We start from the raw sequence: 21932 nt of genomic DNA, 5'->3' as shown, positions 1-21932 counted from the left end.
GACTTGCTATGCCCACGCATCACTTAAATAACTGGCTGAAATCTGTACTGACTGCCAGCGTGCTTTTGACGTCAGTTGCGTCAATACCCGTGGCCTCAGCCGCCGTACTGACATCAATTCGCCCACTGGGATTTATCGCCGCCGCGATTGCGGATGGCGTCACGCCGGTAGATATTTTGTTGCCCGATGGCGCATCGCCCCACGATTATGCTCTGCGCCCGTCTGATGTCCAGCATTTACGGTCTGCGGATTTGGTTATTTGGATCGGTCCTGACATGGAGGCGTTTCTGGCTAAACCACTACAGCAGGTCGCCGCAGCCAGGCAGATTTCACTGGCGGATGTGCCGGCCATCAAGGCTGAATTGTTGAAAGCACCACTGCATCACGAGCATGAAATGACAGCGAATTCTGCACATGATGCCACCGCGGAGGCGGAAGATGATGATGGCGACGGGCATCATCATGGGGATATCAACATGCATATCTGGATGTCGCCAGTGATAGCAAAAGCCGCCGCTGTCGCTATACATGATAAATTATTGGAACTTATGCCACAGAATAGAGACAAATTAGACGGCAATCTGCGTTATTTCACTGAGAAACTTGCACAAACGGATAAAAATATTGGTAATATGCTGTCGCCTGTGCAAGGGAAAGGCTATTTCGTGTTTCATGATGCCTACGGCTATTTTGAGAAACACTATGGATTAAAGCCACTTGGTCATTTTACGATCAACCCGGCCATCCAGCCTGGTGCGCAGCGTTTACATCAAATACGAACTCAGTTGGTTGAGCATAAGGCCGTTTGCGTTTTTGCTGAGCCACAATTCAGGCCAGCAGTTATTGATGCTGTCGCTAAGGGAACGGGTGTGCGTATCGGCGTACTCGATCCATTGGGAAGCAACGTCGCTCTGGATAAAGACAGCTACACGCATTTTCTGCTGAAATTGTCTAACGAATATCTGAGCTGCCTGGAGAAAAAATAATGAGGATGCGAATAAGTGCAGCAGATAGTCCGAACTATCGCTCTGGCGTATAACAGTCTACCCAGACCCCACCGCGTGATGCTGGGGTCGCTAACTGTAGTCACCCTGGCCGTCGCTGTCTGGCGGCCATTTGTTTATCCTCCGGTTACTAATACGCCTGGCAGTAAAACTGAAACCCTATCTTCACAATCACTCACTCCGTCTGCAAGTGAACCGTTGGATGCCACTCCTGCCGCGCCTCCGACAGCCTCTGCAGAATCTACGGAAATGAACAGCGAACCACTTGATCAGCCAGCACCGGGGCAGGATATCCCGTCTGATGAGCTGGACGATAAAGTGTCTGATGATAGCGGATCTCACGAGTATGTGGTGTCGGCTGGTGATACCCTCAGCAGTATTCTGACTCAGTATGGTATTGATATCGCCGATATCACTGCACTGGCTGAGCAGAATCCCGCATTGCGTAATCTGAAAATCGGTCAGCAGATCACCTGGCAACTGGGTGATACCGGTCTGTTGCAAAGCCTGCACTGGCAGGTTTCCCGTCGTGAATCCCGGACCTATCAACGCATTGGCGATAATTTCAAAGAATCCATCGAGAATGTTGAAGGTGAGTGGCATAACAGTGTAATCGCCGGACGGCTGACTAGCAGTTTTGTTAACAGCGCCCGCAGTGTCGGATTAACCACCAACGAGATTAGGGAAGTCATCAAAGCATTGCAGTGGCAGTTGGATTTCCGCAAATTGCATAAAGATGACAGTTTTGCGGTATTGATGTCCCGCGAAGTGCTGGCTGGCCACAATGAGCAGAGCGAACTGCTGGGTGTACGTCTGAGAAGCGGCGGCAAAGATTATTATGCGTTCCGTGCTGACGACGGCAAATTCTACGATCGGGAAGGTTCAGGACTTTCACGCGGTTTCTTGCGTTTCCCCACCATGAAACAGTTCCGGGTTTCTTCCAACTTTAATCCGCGGCGCCTTAACCCGGTAACGGGGCGTGTGGCACCACATAGAGGTGTCGATTTTGCTATGCCGGTTGGTACGCCAGTGTTGGCGACCGGTGACGGTGAAGTCGTGGTGGCTAAACGTGATCCCCTGGCAGGGAGTTATATCGCTATTCGTCATGGACGCCAGTACACTACGCGTTATATGCACTTGCATCGGCTGCTGGTGAAACCCGGTGAGAAGGTGAAACGCGGTGAACGTATTGCATTCTCTGGTAATACGGGCCGTTCAACCGGACCACATCTGCATTATGAGGTTTGGATCAATCAGCAGGCGGTAAATCCGCTAACGGCGAAACTGCCACGTTCTGAAGGGTTGAGCGGTAAAGAGCGCCGCGATTATCTGGCTCAGGTACGTAAAATGGCGCCCCAGTTGCAGTTTGATTAATACCTGAGTTCATTTATCCAGCCGGTAGCCAGTGTGCTGCCGGCTGTTTTTTATTCGCGGTTATGTCACGATTTTCTGCTATATCGGTGAGGTTAATTGCGAAACAATGGTTAGCAATTATTATTGCCGCGTAATTGTTATGAAGAGTTGATGCATGGAAAAAGAGCAAAAAGCTAACATTGAATATATTCCCCGGTTCCGTCGTGAGTTTTTTCATCCGCGTTATTGGGGGGTGTGGCTGAGTGTTGGGATGATGATCGTGGTTGCCTGCATTCCTGGGCGTCTGCGTGACCCGGTACTGGGGGCGCTTGGCCGTCTGGTCGGGCGTGTGTCACGTGGCGCACGGCGACGTGCTCGCATCAATCTGCTGTATTGCATGCCGGATGTACCCGAGTTACAGCGGGAAAAAATCATTGATGACATGTTTGCCACCGCCACACAGTCCATGATTTTGATGATGGAGCTGGCGGTCATTTCTCCCCGGCGGGTGAATGAACGAGTGCGCTGGCATGGTTATGAGATCATTGAACAACTGGAAGCCCAGCAGCGTAATATTATTTTTCTGGTGCCACATGGCTGGGCTGTGGATGTCCCGGCGATGCTGATCAGTTGGCGTGGTCACCGGATCGCGGCCATGATGCATAATCAGAAAAATCCCCTGGTGGATTATCTGTGGAATGCATTGCGTATCCGCTTCGGTGGGCGTGTGCATGCACGTAATGACGGTATCAAACCGTTTATCAACTCGGTAAGAAAAGGGTATTGGGGATATTATCTTCCTGACCAGGATCATGGGCCGGAACACAGTGAATTTGTGGATTTCTTCGCGACCTATAAAGCCACATTGCCTGCGGTAGGGCGTTTGATGAAAGTGTGCCGGGCCGAGATTGTGCCGTTATTCCCGGTATATAACGCGAAAGAATCCCGATTGGAAGTCTATATTCGCCCGCCGATGAGCGATCTGGACGGTGCCGATGATACTTATATTGCCCGGCGGATGAATGAAGAGGTCGAAACGCTGGTGCGACCTTACCCGGAACAATACACCTGGATTCTGAAAATACTGAAAACACGTAAATCAGGCGAGACAGAGCCATATTTACGCAAGGATCTTTATCCGCGTAAGTAACCGTGGCGCATCAGGATTCAGGGCGAGTGTTTAGAGCAAGTGCAGTGATCCCCGTGAAAAACGGGGGTCACATCGGATATTTTTTATTGATTAGACAGGGGGATTCCCGCTTGCTGAGCGGGAATCAACCGGTTATTCCACCCGCAGAATACGGATTGTATTCGTTGTGCCTATGGTTCCCATCACATCACCCTGAGTGACGATCACCAGATCGCCGGACACCAGAAAACCTTTGTCGCGCAATATGAGCACGGCGTCGTTGGCGGCCACAACGCCGTCAGTGTAGCCGGTAAACTGTACGGGTGTGACGCCACGATACAATGCGGTCAGGTTGAGCGTGTGTTCATGACGAGACATGGCGAAAATCGGCAGACCAGAACTGATACGGGACATCATCAGCGCGGTACGGCCAGATTCGGTCATGGCAATAATCGCGGTCACCCCTTTCAGATGATTGGCCGCGTACATGGCAGACATCGCAATAGACTCTTCGATGTTGTCAAACTGCACGTCAAGACGATGTTTGGATATGTTGATGCTGGGGATTTTTTCCGCGCCCAGACACACTTTTGCCATGGCGGCCACGGTTTCCGCCGGATACTGACCCGCCGCGGTTTCCGCCGAGAGCATGACGGCGTCGGTACCATCCAACACGGCGTTGGCGACGTCCATTACTTCCGCACGGGTTGGCATTGGATTGGTAATCATCGATTCCATCATCTGCGTAGCGGTGATCACTGCACGATTCAGTTTACGGGCACGACGAATCAGTTTTTTCTGGATACCAACCAGTTCCGCGTCGCCAATTTCCACACCCAGGTCGCCACGTGCCACCATGACTACGTCAGACGCCAGAATGATATCATCCATCGCTTCGTCGCTGGCGACGGCTTCCGCACGTTCCACTTTGGCAACAATTTTAGCGTTACAACCCGCATCACGGGCCAGACGACGAGCATAGTTCAGGTCTTCGCCGGTACGCGGGAAGGAAATTGCCAGGTAATCCACATTGATTTTGGCGGCGGTGAGGATGTCTTCTTTGTCTTTTTCAGTCAGCGCTTCGGCAGAAAGACCACCACCCAGCTTATTGATGCCTTTGTTGTTGGAAAGTGGGCCGCCTACCGTCACTTCGGTAAACACCTTCATGTTTTCCACTTTCAATACTTTCAACTGCACCCGGCCATCATCCAGCAGCAGAATATCACCCGGCACGACGTCACCTGGCAGGCCTTTATAGTCAATACCGACTTTTTCCTTATCGCCTTCGCCCTTGGTCATGTTGGCATCAAGCAGGAATTTATCACCGATATTGAGGAAAACTTTACCTTCCTTGAAGGTGGAAACGCGGATTTTGGGACCCTGGAGATCGCCCAGAATAGCAACATGGCGGCCGAGTCTGGCCGCAATTTCACGAACTTTATTGGCACGGATTATATGATCTTCGGGGATGCCATGAGAAAAATTCAGGCGGACTACATTCGCGCCTGCGGCAATAATCTTTTCCAGATTATTGTCGCGGTCAGTAGCCGGCCCCAGTGTAGTAACAATTTTGGTTCTTCTGAGCCGTCTGGACATGTATAACTCCGTTGACTAGTGAAGCTGTTGTAGTGCGGTAACGTCGGATAACGCGAATGAAATACTACTTTTACAATAAAACTATTTCACCATTGTTATCCGGATGCCGTGAGGTTATTGATTATTATATGGGTGAGCTGCCCGTACCGCTAAAAGAAGTACACCCTCACCCTGCATCATACCAAATTAACCAAAGGGTTTGCTGAATCGTTCTTCCTTATCAAAACGCGATTCTCGTAATGCTTCCTTGACACGCTTCAAGTTATCCCGGAATTTTGCGCCGCGACGCAAGGTAAATCCGGTGGCCAGCACATCAATCAATGTAAGCTGGGCAATTCGCGATACCATTGGCATATAGACATCAGTATCTTCCGGTACTTCCACGCGTAGAGTGAGTGAGGCTTCCCTGGACAGCGGTGTATCGTCTGAGGTAATGGCGATAACGGTGGCATCGTTTTCACGGGCCAGATGTGCCATTTCCACCAGGCTTTTCGTGCGGCCGGTGTGCGAAATCAACACCACCACATCGCCTTCACCCGAGTTCATGCAGCCCATACGCTGCATCACCAGATCATCAAAGTAAACCACCGGAATATTAAAACGGAAAAATTTATTCATGGCATCGTGAGCGACGGCCGCCGACGCACCAAACCCGAAGAAAGAGATCTTCTTGGCTTGCGTGAGCAGATCCACGGCGCGATTGATGGCAGCAATATCCAGACAGGATTTCACGTGTTCCAATCCCGCCATGGTGGATTCAAAGATCTTACTGGTGTAGGCCTCCACCGTATCATCTTCTTCTACATTGCGGTTCACATAAGGTGTGCCATTAGCCAGACTTTGGGCCAGATGTAGTTTAAAATCAGGGAAACCCTTGGTCTCAAGGCGGCGACAGAATCGATTGACCGTGGGTTCACTGACTTCAGCCACACCGGCCAGTGTGGCGATACTGGAATGAATGGCTGTCTGGGGTGATGCGAGGATGACTTCAGCCACTTTTCGTTCAGATTTACTCAGCAGCTCCAGATAGCTCTGGATTTTTTCCAGCATATTCATAAGACAAAGACCATCTATGGTATTTTCGATTTCAGCCAAAGGTGAAACCAATACGGGGTTTGTGGAAATATACTACGGCCCTGTAAAGGTTGTTAGAGAACAACATGCGAAGTTATGTGCTTTTTTTCCAGAACATGACTTGTGTCTAACTTTCAGAATAGTAATCAACTGTCATAAAAGACAGAAAATTTCTTTTTTTGATGATTTTGTAGCCTATTTACCCGTGTTTACACCTGCGATATGAAGTATTGTCACAGTAGAGGCAATATTTCTTGTTATTTTATTACGGGTTTACTGGTTATAGTCAAAAAGAGTACATTATTACTGTAATAAAATTACAGCATCCTGCTATGAGGAGATTGAAAATGGCGGTAACTTCTACAGCCCAGGCGTGTGACCTGGTGATTTTCGGTGCGAAGGGCGATCTGGCGCGCCGTAAATTGCTGCCTTCACTGTATCAATTGGAAAAAGCAGGCCATATTCACCCGGATACCCGTATTATCGGCGTGGGCCGGGCGGAGTGGGATAAAACCGCTTATATCGAGGTGGTGAAGGAAGCGTTTGATACCTTTCTCAAAGAGCCGCTGGATGCAACATTATGGAAAACACTGAGCGAACGTCTGGATTTCTGCCAACTGGATGTTGAGGATACCGCCGGGTTTGAGCGCCTGGGAGCGATGCTCGATCAAGAAAATCGCGCCACCATTAACTATTTTGCCATGCCGCCCAGCACCTTTGGTGCGATCTGTCGTGGCCTGGGTAAAGCCGGGCTGAACAAAGAACCGGCTCGTGTGGTGATGGAAAAACCGCTGGGTACTGATCTGGCGTCGTCACGGGTAATTAACGATCAGGTGGCGGAGTACTTTAACGAGTGCCAGGTCTATCGCATCGACCACTATCTGGGTAAAGAAACCGTACTGAACCTGCTGGCGCTGCGTTTTGCCAATTCGCTGTTCGCGAACAACTGGGATAATCGCACTATTGACCATGTGCAGATTACCGTGGCGGAAGAAGTGGGGATTGAAGGACGTTGGGGCTATTTTGACCAGGCCGGTCAAATGCGTGACATGATCCAAAACCATCTGTTGCAAATCCTGACCATCATTGCCATGTCGCCGCCATCTGATCTCAGCACTGACCGCATCCGTGATGAAAAAGTGAAGGTGCTGCGCTCGCTGCGCCGTATCGACCGTACCAACGTGCATGAAACCACGGTACGCGGGCAGTATACCTCGGGTTTTGTACAAGGTAAGAAAGTGCCCGGCTATCTGGAAGAAGAGGGCGCCAATAAGTCCAGCAGCACCGAAACGTTCGTGGCGATTCGTGTGGATATTGACGATTGGCGCTGGTCCGGCGTGCCATTTTACCTGCGTACCGGTAAGCGACTGCCGAGCAAATGTTCTGAAGTGGTGGTGTATTTCAAAAATCCGGTGTTGAATCTGTTTCATGATTCTTATCAGCAATTACCGCAGAACAAGCTGATTATTCGTTTACAGCCGGATGAAGGTATTGAAATCCAGATCCTGAACAAGATCCCAGGGCTGGAGCATAAACACCGGTTGCAAACCACCAAGCTGGATCTGAGTTTCTCCGAAACCTTTAATCAACAGCATCTGGCTGACGCCTATGAGCGTTTGCTGCTGGAAACCATGCGCGGCATTCAGGCGCTGTTTGTTCGTCGTGATGAAGTAGAAGAAGCCTGGAAATGGGTTGATTCCATTATGGAAGCCTGGGGCATGGACAATGATTTACCGAAGCCTTATCCGGCGGGGAACTGGGGCCCGGTTGCCTCGGTTGCGATGATTACCCGCGATGGACGCTCCTGGAATGAAGTAGAGTAATGGCGCCACCACCCTGGTTTTTGGGGTGGTCGTTTGCCGGTTTTTTGTGTGTAGCTAACGGTGCGGTCGGACATCCGTGGGTAACTGTGGATCCCTGTGGCAGGGGCGCGCCAGACAATTAATGATGCCTCTTGAAGGCATGACTGGAGATTACCCTAGATGAAAAACTGGAAGACCAGTGCGGAACAGATTTTGACAGCCGGTCCGGTTGTTCCTGTGATTGTGATTAACAAGTTGGAACATGCCGTACCCATGGCAAAAGCCCTGGTAGCTGGTGGTGTCCGTGTGCTGGAACTGACACTACGTACTGACTGCGCGGTAGACGCGATTCGCCTGATTGCCAAAGAAGTCCCAGACGCTATTGTCGGTGCCGGTACGGTGACCAACCCACAGCAATTGGCGCAAGTGACTGAAGCCGGTGCGCAGTTTGCCATTAGTCCGGGTCTGACCGAACCGCTGCTGAAAGCGGCTATTGACGGCACCATTCCATTGATTCCGGGTATTAGCACGGTGTCTGAATTGATGCTGGGGATGGATTATGGATTGCGTGAATTCAAATTCTTCCCGGCGGAAGCCAATGGTGGTGTGAAGGCGCTACAGGCCATTGCCGGACCATTCGGGAAAATCCGTTTCTGCCCGACCGGTGGGATCACACCGAAAAACTATCGTGATTATCTGGCACTGAAAAGCGTGCTGTGCGTAGGGGGTTCCTGGTTGGTACCGGTGGATGCATTGGAAAGCGGTGATTATGCGCGGATCACTGAACTGGCTCGCGAAGCGGTGGCTGGCGCCAAGGCATAAGTCCCTCATTCCCGCCCAACGGGCGGGAATCTATCGGTTACCCATTCAATTCGTGTTGGTGTCAGACATCCTTTCCCGAAGATAACGCCTGGCCTGATCCACCCATCTTCAAGCAGGGGCGTTCAGCCGCTGACTTTCACCGCGCTGGCCGTCGCTTTTGCCAGTTGGACCGCCGCATCCGTATTTTCCGCAGTGGACAGCGCCACGCCCATACGGCGCTTGCCGCTAATCTCCGGTTTGCCGAACAGTCGGATCTGGGTATGCGCTTGCAGCGCCTGTTCCAATCCGTGGAAGCGAACGTCATTACTGGTCAGCTCCGGCAGGATCACCGCTGAGGCGGATGGGCCATACTGACGGATGGCGCCAATCGGCAAACCCAGAAACGCCCGCACATGCAGCGCAAATTCAGACAGGTCCTGAGAGATCAGCGTGACCATCCCGGTATCGTGTGGCCGGGGAGAAACCTCGCTGAAAATAACCTCATCACCACAGACAAACAGTTCAACGCCGAACAGACCGAAACCACCTAACGCTTTCACCACTTCGCTGGCAATGTGCCTGGCCCGCGCCAGTGCTTCACTGCTCATCTGTTGCGGTTGCCAGGACTCGCGATAGTCGCCATCTTCCTGACGATGACCAATCGGGTCGCAGAAATGGATACCGTCAACGGCATGGATGGTCAGCAATGTGATTTCAAAATCAAATTGCACCAACCCTTCCACAATCACTTTGCCACCGCCGGCCCGACCGCCTTCCTGCGCATAACGCCAGGCACGTTCCAGTTGCTGTGGTTCACGAATCAGGCTCTGACCTTTACCAGAAGAGCTCATTACCGGTTTTACAATACACGGGTAACCGATGGCGTTAACCGCCTGATGGAAGCTGGCTTCACTGTCGGCGAAATGATAACGGGAGGTGGGGAGTCCCAGGGTTTCAGCCGCCAGACGACGAATGCCTTCACGGTTCATGGTCAGCCGGGTGGCTTGCGCGCAGGGCACGACATGATGCCCCTGTTGCTCCAGCACGACCAGCATATCGGTGGCAATGGCTTCAATTTCCGGCACGATATAATCCGGACGTTCGCTTTCCACCAACTGCTTTAACGCCTCGCCATCCAGCATGTTAATGACATGGCTGCGGTGGGCAACCTGCATCGCCGGTGCATCAGCATAGCGGTCGACGGCAATGACCTCGATCCCCAGACGCTGACATTCAATCGCCACTTCTTTTCCCAGTTCGCCAGAGCCCAGCAACATAACGCGGGTCGCGCCGGGACGCAGAGCCGTTCCCATTGTTAACATAACTTTAGTACCTGATCGGGTTGTAAAAATCGCCGCAGTATAAACGAAAACGTTTGCGTACGCATCCGTACCGGATTATAGCTAAATGCACAGCAACTGTTATCGGGATGCGTGATCACGCCTGGATTCGGATGAAAATTCGTGCCACTCTTTTCCCCCATTGTCTGATGCTCCTGCATAGCGAATTTTATTTTTTCACCAGAAGGAATTACGTGTCATGAAAGCCCCGCGCGCTGAAAAGCGTCCCCATCCATTAACCCGGCATGGAGAAACCCGCATCGATAACTATTACTGGCTGCGCGATGACCAGCGTAACAATCCGGATGTACTGAGCTGGCTGGAGCAGGAAAACCGCTATAGCGAACAGGTTATGGCGCCCTGCCAAGAGCAAAAACAGGCGCTCTATGATGAAATGGTGCAGCGTATTCCCCGTGAAGATACCTCCGTACCTTATGTAAAGAATGGCTACCGCTATCAGAACCGTTATGAGCCGGGTAAAGATTATGCGGTTTATCTGCGCCAGCCAGCGTCAGCGACGGAACCGTGGGAAACGTTACTGGATGGCAACCAGCGAGCGGAAAATGGCGACTTTTACGACATGGGATCACTGGATGTCAGCCCGGACAATCGTCTGATGACGGTTTCGGAAGATTTCCTCTCCCGTCGCCAATATGATGTGCGCCTGCGTGATCTCACCACCGGCGAATGGTTGCCGGACCTGATCGAACATGTTTCGGCTGTCACCGAATGGTCCGCCGATTCCACGGCCATCTATTATGTGCGCAAACATCCGCAGACGCTGCTGCCATATCAGGTTTACCGCCATCGCATCGGCAGCGATCCTCAGCAAGATGCACTGATTTACGAAGAACAGGACGATACCTATTACGTCAGCCTGGAAAAAACCACCTCTGAACGTTACATCCTGATTCATCTCAGCAGTACCACCAACAGTGAAGTCCTGTTGCTCGATGCCCGTGATCCGCAAGCCATGCCGCAGATGTTTGTACCGCGCCGTAAGGATCATGAATATGATCTCGACCATTATGGGGACTATTTTTATCTCCGCTCCAACAGAGAGGGTAAAACGTTCGGCCTGTATCGTGCCTCTGACGGGCAGGAGGCGCAGTGGGGGACTCTGATTGCTCCAAGAACGGAATGTATTCTGGAAGGATTCTCGTTGTTCCGCGATTGGTATGTGGTGGAAGAACGGTCGCGAGGGTTGACCCACATTCGCTATATCGATTGGCAGAGTGGTACGGCGCAGTGCATCAATTTTAGCGACCCCAGCTATGTGACCTGGCTGGCGTATAACCCGACGCCGGAAACCTCACGACTGCGCTATGGCTACTCCTCAATGACAACGCCCGGCACACTGTATGAGTTGGATATGGCTACCGGCCAGCAGCAACGATTGAAGCAGGCCGAAGTGAAAAATTTCAACACTGAGGATTATTGTAGCGAGCGACTCTGGATTATCGCGCGCGACGGTGAAGAGATACCGGTATCACTGGTATACCATCGCCAGACGTGCCAACTGGGGAAAAATCCGCTGTTGGTGTATGGCTACGGCGCTTATGGCAGCAGTATGGACCCTGAGTTCAGTGTCAGCCGTCTCAGTCTGCTCGACCGGGGGTTTGTCTTTGCGCTGGCCCATATTCGTGGCGGGGGTGAGTTGGGACAACCGTGGCATGACGATGGCCGTTTGCTGAATAAAATGCACACCTTTACCGATTTTATCGATGTTTCCCGCGCGCTACTGGCGCAAGACTATGGCGATCCACACCAGGTGTTCGCTATGGGCGGCAGCGCGGGGGGATTATTGATGGGCGCGGTAGTGAATATGGCACCGGAATTGTTTAAGGGCGTAGTCGCGCAGGTGCCGTTTGTGGATGTATTAACTACCATGCTGGATGAGTCGATTCCACTAACGACCGGTGAGTATGATGAGTGGGGAAATCCAAATGATCCCGACTATTATCGTTACATTGAGCGATACAGTCCCTATGATGGTGTGAAGGCCCAGCGTTACCCACACATGATGGTGACCACCGGCTTACATGATTCTCAGGTGCAATACTGGGAACCGGCAAAGTGGGTAGCTAAATTGCGGGAATTCAAAACCGATGACAACCTGCTACTGCTCTATACCGACATGGAATCCGGTCACGGTGGCAAGTCTGGTCGCTTTACACATTACGAGGATATTGCGCTGGAGTATGCGTTTATCCTGATGATTCGGGAAAAGGTCTAGTCAGAGGGTGACTCAGAGTAAACCCGCTGGCGCGGGTTTACTTGTCGTGGCAAGGTTGGGGTTAAACAATGTCTGTTTGTTGGCCTTTTTTGGCACGCCTTTCAGCCCGTTTTTCAGCGACTGTTTTCAAGGGTTTCTTTTTACTGTTCTTTTTGCTGTCCATTCCTTTACTCATATCTACCTCTCTTGGTAAAAGTGTGGTTTGCCTGTTCATTAACCTCCTGTTTGCGTACAGATGCAAGCGAAAAAAACAGTTTTTAATGTCTAAAAATGTCATCTGCGCACCTCGCTGGACACTGCCACAATCCTGTCATACCACTGCTTGCCGCGCCGCGCCGGCATTGTACTGATGGCTGATGCGTGGTTTGACAAGACATGTCGGGTTGTACCCAATCGGTGGCCGTCTCGACATAACGTAGTCTGGCAGATATGCTGCGGATTCTCCGGGACGCCTCCCGGTGCCACTCTCGCCGCAATATTACTGGAGAAAACCGTGTTTAACCTAAAATCACCTGCCATTTTGAGTACTGCTGCGTTAGCGATTACTGTCGTTTTTTCCTCACCGGTGTTGGCGCATGCCCATCTGAAAAGTCAGGAGCCGGCAGCCAATACACAAGTTAATGTCTCACCAAAAGTATTGAAGCTGAACTTCTCTGAAGATATTGAGCCGGTTTTCACGGGTATTGAACTCACCGGAAGCCATCATCAACGAATTTCAACGGCTAAAACCGAGCTCACGCCAGGGATGCATAATCAGTTGAGCGTCGTATTGGCAAAACCGCTGTCGAGTGGACGTTATCAGGTGAAGTGGCATGCGTTGTCAGTGGACGGTCATAAAACCAAAGGAGCCTATACCTTCCGCGTGAAGTAAATCATGACGCTAGAAACCCTGTACATCCTGTTGCGCTGGCTGCATTTTACCTCGGTGATGTTACTGACGGGCAGTGCATTTTACAGCGCATTGCTTTCACCTAAGCATTTCAGGCCGCAATTGGCTGCGCGTTTGCATTCGATCCTGATGAGCATGGTCTGGCTGGCGTTGTTGAGCGCCAGCACACTGCTGGCAGTGCAAACAGGACTAATGAGCGGTGACTGGCATAACATCACTGACTGGGGAACATGGCAAGCGGTGCTGGGCACCGAGTTCGGTATGGCATGGCGCTGGCAGATAATCCTGCCGCTCATCGCCGGTATGGCATTTACCTTGCGTGGCGAGGTGCGACAACGAGTATTGTTGGTATCCGGTCTCGCTCAACTGTGTGGGTTAGCGTTTGTCGGACATGCAGTGATGCTGGATGGTTGGCCTGGCGCACTACAGCGTATCAATCAGGTTGTGCATCTGATCGCCGCTTCATTTTGGGTAGGCGGGCTGTTGCCACTATTGATTCTGATGCGGGATAGGCAGATGCAAAACCGCACCGATGCTATATGCATCATGATGCGCTTCTCTCGTTATGGTCATCTGGCTGTGGCGCTTGTCATCATGACCGGGATCGTCAATAGCGTGATGATCCTTGGCTTTCCACTGGTCAGCTTCGCCCTTTACAGCCAGCTGTTGTCGGTGAAGATTTTTCTCGTCGCGCTAATGGTAATGATAGCCCTGGCTAATCGTTACTGGCTGGTTCCTCGCTTGCGGCAGGAAAGCGCCACGGCACGGCACAAACTGATACGCCTGACGCAACTGGAACTTGCTCTCGCGACAGTGGTACTCATGCTGGTCAGCATTTTTGCCACTCAGGCACCGGCTTGATACCCGCCAATGGCCAGCATGGCCTGATTATGTACATGCACATGGCATTACTTGGCTTTCGGCTCATAGGGCAGGGTGGAAAATTGGAGTGACAGTTGGCGATAATAACTCACCCGTTCACGAAAATAGCTGCGTAGATGCTCCGGCTGTTGTTGCTCAATCTCCTGAGGAATAACCGGCATATTATAACGCTCTTTGAATGCCACACCGGAAGCAGCCAGATCCACATTTACCTTTTCCATCTCTTCGAATGGAAGTTCCGCCAGATTGTGACTCATACTGATACTCCTCTGTTAAGCGCGGCAAAAAGTAAAACAGTCTCTGACAAATGGCAAGTGATAACCCCGTTATCTTTCCCGTTGTCGGTGTATTGATCGCATGATTCGCCTATTTATGCGCCACAGCAAGCGGCGTTCGCCTCGGTCCCTGGCAGATTTATTCCTCAACGGAATCACGTTAGCGGTGTAAGCTTATCGGGGTTGACCTATTACTGCCTTTCTGTCGCTCGTCATGGTGGATATAAATAGATACACATTCATGCAATTAATGTATTCAATATGACATGAACACATTAATTGATCATTTAATTCTGTGGACTATGATTTTCATTATTCCAATTTGTACATAATACTATTCCTATTTATCCATAATATAGTACGATTGCTATGCACTATTTTGGTGATATTCACGATGTGAATGTTAATTTATTGCACTGGTATGGGATTATTTGATTAATTGAGGTTTTTTACATCATTTAAATATAATTTCCTCAGTCTATAATTCCAATTTATATAAAAAATCAATATGTAAATATTCATTGTCGATACATATCTTGTTGTGTTAAAGATAGGTTAAGTGAAATTTATGAATCAGTAACGGGTTCATTTAATAGGACGTATGAATAATGCTTCAATTAATACGAAGAGGCCTTAATTTCAACGGATGGACATGCATTATTATTTACTGCTTGTTTACTTCCATTTCAGCGGTGTGGGTTTCATCGTCTTTCTCGTCGATTAGCGGCTCGACATTGACATTCTTTACTCTGCTACTGGCACAAGTGTTTTTTTTATTGATGAGTATAGTAAAAAAATCGCAACCATTACAGTTTGTTAAAGAAAATAAAAAAAATGTTTTTATTATTAATGTACTAACGTTAACCAGCTGGCTCTTTATGTTCATGGCATTACAAAGAATTGAAGCATCAGTTGAGTCTGCAATATATCAAGGATGGGTGCCGGTTATTGTATTACTCATTGGGCTTTTTGTCGGGCAGCAGCGCTTTAGAAGTATGTCGGCCATGGGGCCTTTTATTATTGCCTTGTTTATCTTTATGCTCGTTGCCGCGCGAATCTATTCAGCATCATCAGATAATGCCAATTATTCCAATGTTATCACCGGAATTTTACTGGCTTCATTAGCAGGTAGCACTGGCGGCGTTTATGTGTATTTCTCTTCAAGAATGCATATAAACGGAAATGCCTCTACGGTAAATATACTGGCTACCCGATTTTTTATTCTGCTGATGGTGACCGGATTTCTTGCCAGACATCAATTAGTAGAATTACTTAGCACCAATATTTCAGTCGTGTTTAAATTAACACTACTGTCTATATTGTTTGTCATTATACCTATTTTTTGCCTACAATATTCTATCTCCGAGCTGGGTGCCGTTCGTGTTTCCGTTATCACACCATTGGTTCCGGTTATTGCACTGGCTGTGGAGTATATCTATTCACCCTGGAGCAGCATTATTGTTCCGGTACTTATTGTAATGGTATGTTTTTCTTTAATTATGACGAATCTGTGGATATCATCAGATAAAAAACGAGTAATATTATCAACGCTAAGTAAGGAGTAGTTATGTCTTATCAGGAAACGCAAAGCGGTAATGTTCTTGTCAACACGATCAGAGAAATGATTGACAGTTCGGGCATAAACGAAAATGTTTTTTATAAAACATTTCAGCAAGAAAAGTTGCCACTAAATACGGTAAAGGATATTTTTCAACAGTATTATTATTACATCCGGACATTCCCCCAAATTCTATCTGGCCTGGCACCAAGAGTAGATGATGAACTCATTCGCTTAAAAATATGCCGGACAGTCGTCTCTGAACTGGGTGATGGCAAAGGTGAACCACACTATATTATGTTCGAAAAATCTCTCGAAGGAATTGGTGTTAAGTTAGATGATTACCAGAAAGCCCACTATATTCCTGAAGCAGAGAATTTAGTGAATGGCTTGAGACGGCTATTTCTGAGTGAATCACCTAATTATGCTATTGGTGCTCACTATGTCATAGAGGAATTCGGCTTTCCCATGATAGCGAATCTCTATGAAGGATTCCGGTTATACGACGGATGGAAGCATGAAGATTTTAACTATTTTTATCTTCATATTCTTATCGAATGCAACCATGTTGACTGGATCCAGGATGCTTTGTTTGCGGCGGCTACAGATGAAACCGCCTGCGAAGAGATTATCAGCGGAGCGGAACAGGTTCTGGCCATATTAAATGATTTCTGGCATGGGCTGAATCAGTTAGCGTTAAAGATGGCCGCATAATAAGCATCAATACATCAATAGAGCGCGAAATCGTAGAATATACCCCGTTGTAAGTGAGTTGGTTGTCCTTGTTCACCCCAGTCACTGATTTATCTCCGTGACTGGGCATTCACTCGGCTGCCTTTCTGCAACGCGCATTATTTAGGGTATAGACACGAGTGCAATATCTAAAAATATTGTACTCGTCGATGTTTATTGCATTAGCTGATGCTTTCTGGAGGGATGATGAGGGATTTATCTTTACCGGATACTGTTCGTATATTTCAGATGATGTCTGAAATGGCACGCAATAAAAACTCTGTTAATTTATCGCAAGGTATTCCTGAGAACTGTATGGATGCCGCTTGGGAAACGGCAATAAGCGTCCAAAAGAAGGTTAACTGGCAATATATGCCAACCAATGGTATGGACTGTTTACAGGATGCAGTAAAATCCAGATTTTATAATGATTGTTTTGACGAGGTGACAATAACATCAGGATGTACTGAATCTTTGTTGTGTGCGATGCATGCATATCGTCAGGTAGGTTATACGCAACTTATTGTTACTGAACCCTATTATTCTTACTATACGGGAATGGCAAAACTGTCTGGTTTGCATTTTGTCTCAGTGCCTTTTTTGGTGCAAAAGGGTAAATTAGCGTTAGATCTCGATACGATAGAAAGGAAAGCCACTTTATCTAAAAGCGTTATTCTCATCAATTCTCCACATAACCCGACAGGATATGTTCTGACTCCCGACGACTGGAATCATCTTTTCGATATAATAAGCAACAATCATACGGCACTGTTATTTGATGATGTTTATCGGGATTTTAATTATAGCCATTATAAAACGCCTTATTCTCTTCTTCAGGGGAAGACGGCTATTATTGCCGGTTCACTGTCTAAATCACTCGCGGCCACCGGAGCCAGAATCGGGTGGTTAACCGGTAACGGACCCGCTATTGAGCACGCACGTGATGCGCATCGATATATGTCAAATTGTTCTCCTGGCATTATTCAACAGGCTGCGGCGGAAATGATCAATGGAATAGAAGATTCCCGGCTGGAAGCGATCCGGCATCATTATCGGTTGAAAAGAGATGATTTGCGTAATGCCCTGATTAATTTTGGCTTTGACGTCATAAATCCAGATGGAGGCCATTTTATCATGGCGAGATTGAAAGGCGTTGAGAATTTAAGTGCCTTTCAAATTTGTGAAATGTTAACCGATAATTACGGTGTTACACCATTACCACTGGATGGCTTCTTAGAAGAAAATACCCGCTGTTGGCTGCGTTTTTCATTTGCCGTCAATTCAACATTAATTGCTGAAGTCGGCAAAAGATTGCGTTCATCAACAATGTCAAGGGAGTCTGACTATGTATGACTACATCATTGTCGGTGGCGGCCCGTCAGCGGCAATTGAAGCGCACCGGCTGGCAATGAACAACGCCTCTGTTTTAATGATTTATAAACAGCCTGGCGGCACAATGAGCATGATGGGCAGCCGACGACTACAATCTTATTGTCATGAACTGGAGCTTCCGGACAGTGCAATAGGGTTGGATAACTTTATGTCACAGTTGACATTTTCCCCAACCGCCGATGAATATATTACCTATGTCAGTCATTATATTGATAATCAACCCGTCGAACGGATTATAGGTGATGTGGTTTTCATTACGCATGATGATAATGTTTTCATCTGTAAAGTGAGTAACCGACAAGGTGTTGACGGATATCGTGCCACGCATCTGGTTCTGGCCACAGGTATACAGCCTAAACGTATTTCTGAAGCGCTATATCAGTTTAATACCATTACCTGTTTTGATGCTTATAAATTATTGATAAAGGGTAATCCAGCCTTAAGGGAATACAAACAGGCCATTATTATCGGCGGTGGAAACTCTGCGTTTCAACTGGCCGAGTCAGCGGCGGCGGCGGGGCTGAATACCACCATATTAGCAAAAAATTATTTGGGTGTATTTCCACAAGAGACGAATGACCGTTATGCTCTACGGGCACCGACACAATCAGTTATTGAACGTATATGGAAAAGTCAAACCGATCCATTAATAACACCACTTAATTTTTTTATCTATACCTCTCTTGCATTCTATAACGATGAATTAGTTGTGAATTTATTAGAGTGCGAAAATGCGTGTCATATAGCAAATTTATCGATCAATAATGCCAGTTATATATCGTCTTGTGATAATACGTCGCGGCAGAATAATACGGAAAAACAGTTGTGTATTTCGACGGCTGAAACGTTGTTTATTTCGGCGATTGGTACCGAGGGCTGTATTCCTGAAAATGATATACCGTCGTTAAAACTCAACCATGAAGGGTTTGTGGATAACGTAAAAGGGAAAACTGGGCTAAGCGGTCTTTACGTTTGTGGAACGCTGGCGGGTGCCAGATCGGTTAATGACATGCAGATAACGGAGTATTAGCATGAAGTCTACTTTACTACAAAATAATTTCGCTCTCGAGATTGATAGCGTAAATGAGGTTGATGCTGCTACCATTTCCGAATGGCTTTATCGATATAAAGTTTTGGTTATAAAAAATGTTGGTTTTACCTATAAGGATTATTATGATTTCATCTCATCCTTAGGTCAGCCCATCAGACATGTATTACAAGAGTTCGCGCTACCGGATTATCCCGATATTATAAAAATTTCCAACTTTGTTGATCATCAAGGTCAGCCTGAAGGGGTGACTGATGGCGGGGCATATTGGCACAGCGATATGTCATATAAACCGATTACCGGTATTGCTACTGCGTTATATTCAGTGAGAACGCAACGTCAGGGCGGAGAAACACACTTTATTGATCTGGTTGACGGCCTTGATGAGCTTAAATGTAATACCCGTCTTACTGATAAAATAACCACGCTATGTCAATGTGATCTGGACGATGTGGTCATCACGCATATTTTCGGCAACCGAAGAAAGCAGACTAATCCTGAAGCCAGCGAACAGAAGCTGACCTCGCAGCAGAAAGCTGACATGCAGCCGGTGTTACACAAAATGATTCAAACACACCCCTGTACAGGTCAAAAATCATTATTTGCCATATCGGGTACGGCAATGTTTATACCGGGAGTATCTGCGCAGGACTCATTGGAAATATTAAATGAGCTTGAAGATTTCATTATTGAAAATGCGCAATGCTATCGGCATGTGTACAATCCTCATGACCTGGTGCTATGGGATAATATGAGCACGCTGCACAGAGGATATAATATTCAGCCACGATATGTAAAAGATGATAGTCGTTTACTCCATAGAATGAATGTAATGTATCATAGGAAGCGTTAATATGAAAAAGTCAATAATTTTGGTTTCTCAATCTTATTTGCATTTCGCATCAGAGTCGGTTCTTTCTTATCTTAAAGAAAACATCGATGTGATATTAATTATTCATGAGAGTGAAGAGGTACACCCTCACATTAAAAACCATATTACAAGACTCTATAAAGTTAGCGGTTCATTCGAAAATAGCCTACGACCGGTATTGGATTTTGACGAGGTATCACATATCTTGGCGGCGGAAATAAAACGCGCGGGTAGTGTGAATGACCTGGCTATTTTCTGCCAGCAGGAAGATAACGTTCTGTTGGCTGCCGAGTTGAGAGCGAAGTTTAACATTGCTGGCGATAGACCAGAAATAATCTGTCAATTCCGTGACAAAATAGAAATGAAAAAAGCCGTAAACGCTATTTTTCCACAGGCACTGCCTAAATTCGAACGCTTAGACATTGAATCAATTAAAAATGATGCCGTAACATATTACCATGAATTGGTAGCAAAACTGGGCAGTAAATTAATTATAAAACCGACGTCTGGTGCTGGCAGCTTCAATGTCAAAATCGTTGATAGTGTTGATGATCTCTGTACCGCAGTGGACATGATAAATCATGATGAACATGTATTTGATTATGAGGTCGATGAGTTTATCAGCGGGAAGATGTATCAGTGTGATTCGTTTATCAGGAATGGGAAAGTGGTTTTTTCCGGGATACTTGAATTAGGATGCACTAATTTTGATTTTGTACTCGGCAAACCACTATCGGTATATCCGGTCAGTTCTCATGAGCTTTATAATAAACTTTTTGCCTTTAATCAGAATATTATCACTACCCTCGGATTTAGTGATGGTTCTACGCATCATGAACTCTTTGTTAAAGATTCCGGCGAGATCATTTTTCTTGAAATAGCGGCCAGAGTCCCAGGTGGTATCGGCGTGCCTTATCATACTAAAAATAGCAATATCAATCTTATTGATGCCAATCTGTTATTGTCCGCAGACTCTCCCGCACTGGCGGATATCAAACCTGAAGTAAAAAATAATGTTGTCTCGGCCCTCTTGCCGGTTGGTCACGGTAAAGTACTCTCACTCAATCAACCAGATATAGAGAGTGTGTACCATATTGACTGGCATATTACCGTGGGGCAAGACGTCGATTCACGATCATTAATTGACACTGCCGGTATCCTGACGTTTGTGAATGATGATTCGGTGGTTTTACGTCGGGATTTTGAAAAATTGCAGGCATGGATCCCAGCGGTTTGTGGCTGAGCAGGGATTAATCGTTTTAATCCCACTGTCTCGGCTTCATCGGTGACTGGCATAACATCGCTGACCGGCAAACATGGCAAGCGGTGCTGGGCACCGAGTTCGGTATGGCATGGCGCTGGCAGATAATCCTGCCGCTCATCGCCGGTATGGCATTTACCTTGCGTGGCGAGGTGCGACAACGAGTATTGTTGGTATCCGGTCTCGCTCAACTGTGTGGGTTAGCGTTTGTCGGACATGCAGTGATGCTGGATGGTTGGCCTGGCGCACTACAGCGTATCAATCAGGTTGTGCATCTGATCGCCGCTTCATTTTGGGTAGGCGGGCTGTTGCCACTATTGATTCTGATGCGGGATAGGCAGATGCAAAACCGCACCGATGCTATATGCATCATGATGCGCTTCTCTCGTTATGGTCATCTGGCTGTGGCGCTTGTCATCATGACCGGGATCGTCAATAGCGTGATGATCCTTGGCTTTCCACTGGTTAGCTTCGCCCTTTACAGCCAGCTGTTGTCGGTGAAGATTTTTCTCGTCGCGCTAATGGTAATGATAGCCCTGGCTAATCGTTACTGGCTGGTTCCTCGCTTGCGGCAGGAAAGCGCCACGGCACGGCACAAACTGATACGCCTGACGCAACTGGAACTTGCTCTCGCGACAGTGGTACTCATGCTGGTCAGCATTTTTGCCACTCAGGCACCGGCTTGATAC

General features: G+C 48.0%; 20 protein-coding genes. 15 read left to right on the top strand and 5 right to left on the bottom strand.

Features of this window, described 5'->3' with window-relative positions:
- The first annotated feature begins 8 nt into the window (after positions 1–8).
- The 3 genes from znuA to lpxM all read left to right on the top strand — a co-directional run bounded on the left by znuA (position 9) and on the right by lpxM (position 3507).
- On the top strand, positions 9–986 hold the full coding sequence (znuA, locus tag CWC46_RS15225; protein WP_021015700.1) for a zinc ABC transporter substrate-binding protein ZnuA: 978 nt from the start codon (positions 9–11) through the stop codon (positions 984–986).
- Between the two features lie 15 nt (positions 987–1001).
- A complete protein-coding gene (gene mepM, locus CWC46_RS15220; RefSeq protein ID WP_021015701.1) occupies positions 1002–2378 on the top strand; it encodes a murein DD-endopeptidase MepM in 1377 nt (458 codons plus the stop codon).
- A 154-nt stretch (positions 2379–2532) separates the two neighbouring features.
- Positions 2533–3507 (top strand): lauroyl-Kdo(2)-lipid IV(A) myristoyltransferase, encoded by a 975-nt coding sequence (lpxM, locus tag CWC46_RS15215; RefSeq protein ID WP_021015702.1) that lies wholly within the window; start codon positions 2533–2535, stop codon positions 3505–3507.
- A gap of 132 nt (positions 3508–3639) precedes the next feature.
- On the opposite strand, the gene pyk is transcribed toward lpxM, so the two are convergent.
- Positions 3640–5082, bottom strand: coding sequence for a pyruvate kinase (gene pyk / locus CWC46_RS15210; protein ID WP_021015703.1), 1443 nt, complete (start codon positions 5080–5082; stop codon positions 3640–3642).
- A gap of 186 nt (positions 5083–5268) precedes the next feature.
- Positions 5269–6138, bottom strand: a complete 870-nt coding sequence (locus tag CWC46_RS15205; RefSeq protein WP_021015704.1) for a MurR/RpiR family transcriptional regulator — start codon at positions 6136–6138, stop codon at positions 5269–5271.
- A 365-nt stretch (positions 6139–6503) separates the two neighbouring features.
- On the opposite strand from CWC46_RS15205, the gene zwf reads away from it, so the two are divergent.
- Positions 6504–7979 (top strand): glucose-6-phosphate dehydrogenase, encoded by a 1476-nt coding sequence (gene zwf, locus CWC46_RS15200; RefSeq protein ID WP_021015705.1) that lies wholly within the window; start codon positions 6504–6506, stop codon positions 7977–7979.
- A gap of 159 nt (positions 7980–8138) precedes the next feature.
- Complete coding sequence (locus tag CWC46_RS15195) at positions 8139–8780, top strand: bifunctional 4-hydroxy-2-oxoglutarate aldolase/2-dehydro-3-deoxy-phosphogluconate aldolase (protein WP_021015706.1); 642 nt, start codon at positions 8139–8141, stop codon at positions 8778–8780.
- A gap of 122 nt (positions 8781–8902) precedes the next feature.
- On the opposite strand, the gene purT is transcribed toward CWC46_RS15195, so the two are convergent.
- Positions 8903–10081 (bottom strand): formate-dependent phosphoribosylglycinamide formyltransferase, encoded by a 1179-nt coding sequence (purT, locus tag CWC46_RS15190; protein WP_021015707.1) that lies wholly within the window; start codon positions 10079–10081, stop codon positions 8903–8905.
- A 217-nt stretch (positions 10082–10298) separates the two neighbouring features.
- Here purT and CWC46_RS15185 point away from each other — a divergent pair, with 217 nt between their 5' ends.
- Entirely contained in the window at positions 10299–12335 is a 2037-nt protein-coding gene (locus CWC46_RS15185; protein WP_021015709.1) for a S9 family peptidase, read from the top strand.
- Positions 12336–12396: 61 nt separating this feature from the next.
- Here the strand turns inward: CWC46_RS15185 and CWC46_RS22905 are convergent, their stop codons facing one another.
- Positions 12397–12549 (bottom strand): hypothetical protein, encoded by a 153-nt coding sequence (locus tag CWC46_RS22905; RefSeq protein WP_021015710.1) that lies wholly within the window; start codon positions 12547–12549, stop codon positions 12397–12399.
- 279 nt (positions 12550–12828) lie between these two features.
- Here CWC46_RS22905 and copC point away from each other — a divergent pair, with 279 nt between their 5' ends.
- Positions 12829–13206 (top strand): copper homeostasis periplasmic binding protein CopC, encoded by a 378-nt coding sequence (gene copC / locus CWC46_RS15180; protein ID WP_021015711.1) that lies wholly within the window; start codon positions 12829–12831, stop codon positions 13204–13206.
- Positions 13207–13209: 3 nt separating this feature from the next.
- The gene (gene copD, locus CWC46_RS15175) at positions 13210–14085 is read left to right on the top strand and encodes a copper homeostasis membrane protein CopD (protein WP_021015712.1); all 876 of its coding nucleotides are present in this window, start codon (positions 13210–13212) and stop codon (positions 14083–14085) included.
- 47 nt (positions 14086–14132) lie between these two features.
- On the opposite strand, the gene CWC46_RS15170 is transcribed toward copD (CWC46_RS15175), so the two are convergent.
- Entirely contained in the window at positions 14133–14363 is a 231-nt protein-coding gene (locus CWC46_RS15170) for a DNA polymerase III subunit theta (RefSeq protein WP_021015713.1), read from the bottom strand.
- Positions 14364–14989: 626 nt separating this feature from the next.
- Between CWC46_RS15170 and CWC46_RS15165 the strand changes: the two genes are divergently transcribed.
- From CWC46_RS15165 to copD (CWC46_RS15135), 7 genes are all read left to right on the top strand, one after another.
- Positions 14990–15946 carry a DMT family transporter gene (locus CWC46_RS15165; RefSeq protein WP_021015714.1) on the top strand — a complete coding sequence of 319 codons (957 nt, stop codon included), beginning with the start codon at positions 14990–14992 and terminating at the stop codon, positions 15944–15946.
- 2 nt (positions 15947–15948) lie between these two features.
- Positions 15949–16653 (top strand): iron-containing redox enzyme family protein, encoded by a 705-nt coding sequence (locus tag CWC46_RS15160; protein WP_021015715.1) that lies wholly within the window; start codon positions 15949–15951, stop codon positions 16651–16653.
- 279 nt (positions 16654–16932) lie between these two features.
- Positions 16933–18024, top strand: coding sequence for an aminotransferase class I/II-fold pyridoxal phosphate-dependent enzyme (locus CWC46_RS15155; RefSeq protein WP_157831377.1), 1092 nt, complete (start codon positions 16933–16935; stop codon positions 18022–18024).
- Positions 18017–19093 carry an FAD-dependent oxidoreductase gene (locus tag CWC46_RS15150; protein WP_021015717.1) on the top strand — a complete coding sequence of 359 codons (1077 nt, stop codon included), beginning with the start codon at positions 18017–18019 and terminating at the stop codon, positions 19091–19093. The genes CWC46_RS15155 and CWC46_RS15150 overlap by 8 nt, the downstream gene beginning before the upstream one ends.
- Position 19094: 1 nt before the next feature.
- Positions 19095–19964 carry a TauD/TfdA dioxygenase family protein gene (locus tag CWC46_RS15145; protein ID WP_021015718.1) on the top strand — a complete coding sequence of 290 codons (870 nt, stop codon included), beginning with the start codon at positions 19095–19097 and terminating at the stop codon, positions 19962–19964.
- A 1-nt stretch (position 19965) separates the two neighbouring features.
- Positions 19966–21225 (top strand): ATP-grasp domain-containing protein, encoded by a 1260-nt coding sequence (locus CWC46_RS15140; RefSeq protein ID WP_021015719.1) that lies wholly within the window; start codon positions 19966–19968, stop codon positions 21223–21225.
- A 38-nt stretch (positions 21226–21263) separates the two neighbouring features.
- Positions 21264–21929 carry a copper homeostasis membrane protein CopD gene (gene copD / locus CWC46_RS15135; RefSeq protein ID WP_157831397.1) on the top strand — a complete coding sequence of 222 codons (666 nt, stop codon included), beginning with the start codon at positions 21264–21266 and terminating at the stop codon, positions 21927–21929.
- Positions 21930–21932: the final 3 nt, after the last annotated feature.

The organism is Prodigiosinella confusarubida, assembly GCF_002847015.1.
Classification (GTDB): domain Bacteria; phylum Pseudomonadota; class Gammaproteobacteria; order Enterobacterales; family Enterobacteriaceae; genus Prodigiosinella; species Prodigiosinella aquatilis.
Note: the sequence above shows the minus strand (reverse complement) of the source record. Positions and strands in the feature narration are given on the sequence as shown.

What these genes read in the sequence shown, in the direction of transcription:
- znuA (WP_021015700.1), top strand. Translation starts at nt 9, where the DNA reads ATGCCCACGCATCACTTAAATAACTGGCTGAAATCTGTACTGACTGCC.
- CWC46_RS15205 (WP_021015704.1), bottom strand. Translation starts at nt 6,138, where the DNA reads ATGAATATGCTGGAAAAAATCCAGAGCTATCTGGAGCTGCTGAGTAAA.
- CWC46_RS15145 (WP_021015718.1), top strand. Translation starts at nt 19,095, where the DNA reads ATGAAGTCTACTTTACTACAAAATAATTTCGCTCTCGAGATTGATAGC.
- CWC46_RS15195 (WP_021015706.1), top strand. Translation starts at nt 8,139, where the DNA reads ATGAAAAACTGGAAGACCAGTGCGGAACAGATTTTGACAGCCGGTCCG.
- copD (WP_021015712.1), top strand. Translation starts at nt 13,210, where the DNA reads ATGACGCTAGAAACCCTGTACATCCTGTTGCGCTGGCTGCATTTTACC.
- CWC46_RS15170 (WP_021015713.1), bottom strand. Translation starts at nt 14,363, where the DNA reads ATGAGTCACAATCTGGCGGAACTTCCATTCGAAGAGATGGAAAAGGTA.
- purT (WP_021015707.1), bottom strand. Translation starts at nt 10,081, where the DNA reads ATGTTAACAATGGGAACGGCTCTGCGTCCCGGCGCGACCCGCGTTATG.
- pyk (WP_021015703.1), bottom strand. Translation starts at nt 5,082, where the DNA reads ATGTCCAGACGGCTCAGAAGAACCAAAATTGTTACTACACTGGGGCCG.
- lpxM (WP_021015702.1), top strand. Translation starts at nt 2,533, where the DNA reads ATGGAAAAAGAGCAAAAAGCTAACATTGAATATATTCCCCGGTTCCGT.
- CWC46_RS15185 (WP_021015709.1), top strand. Translation starts at nt 10,299, where the DNA reads ATGAAAGCCCCGCGCGCTGAAAAGCGTCCCCATCCATTAACCCGGCAT.
- CWC46_RS15165 (WP_021015714.1), top strand. Translation starts at nt 14,990, where the DNA reads ATGCTTCAATTAATACGAAGAGGCCTTAATTTCAACGGATGGACATGC.
- CWC46_RS22905 (WP_021015710.1), bottom strand. Translation starts at nt 12,549, where the DNA reads ATGAACAGGCAAACCACACTTTTACCAAGAGAGGTAGATATGAGTAAA.
- zwf (WP_021015705.1), top strand. Translation starts at nt 6,504, where the DNA reads ATGGCGGTAACTTCTACAGCCCAGGCGTGTGACCTGGTGATTTTCGGT.
- CWC46_RS15160 (WP_021015715.1), top strand. Translation starts at nt 15,949, where the DNA reads ATGTCTTATCAGGAAACGCAAAGCGGTAATGTTCTTGTCAACACGATC.
- CWC46_RS15155 (WP_157831377.1), top strand. Translation starts at nt 16,933, where the DNA reads ATGGCACGCAATAAAAACTCTGTTAATTTATCGCAAGGTATTCCTGAG.
- CWC46_RS15140 (WP_021015719.1), top strand. Translation starts at nt 19,966, where the DNA reads ATGAAAAAGTCAATAATTTTGGTTTCTCAATCTTATTTGCATTTCGCA.
- CWC46_RS15150 (WP_021015717.1), top strand. Translation starts at nt 18,017, where the DNA reads ATGTATGACTACATCATTGTCGGTGGCGGCCCGTCAGCGGCAATTGAA.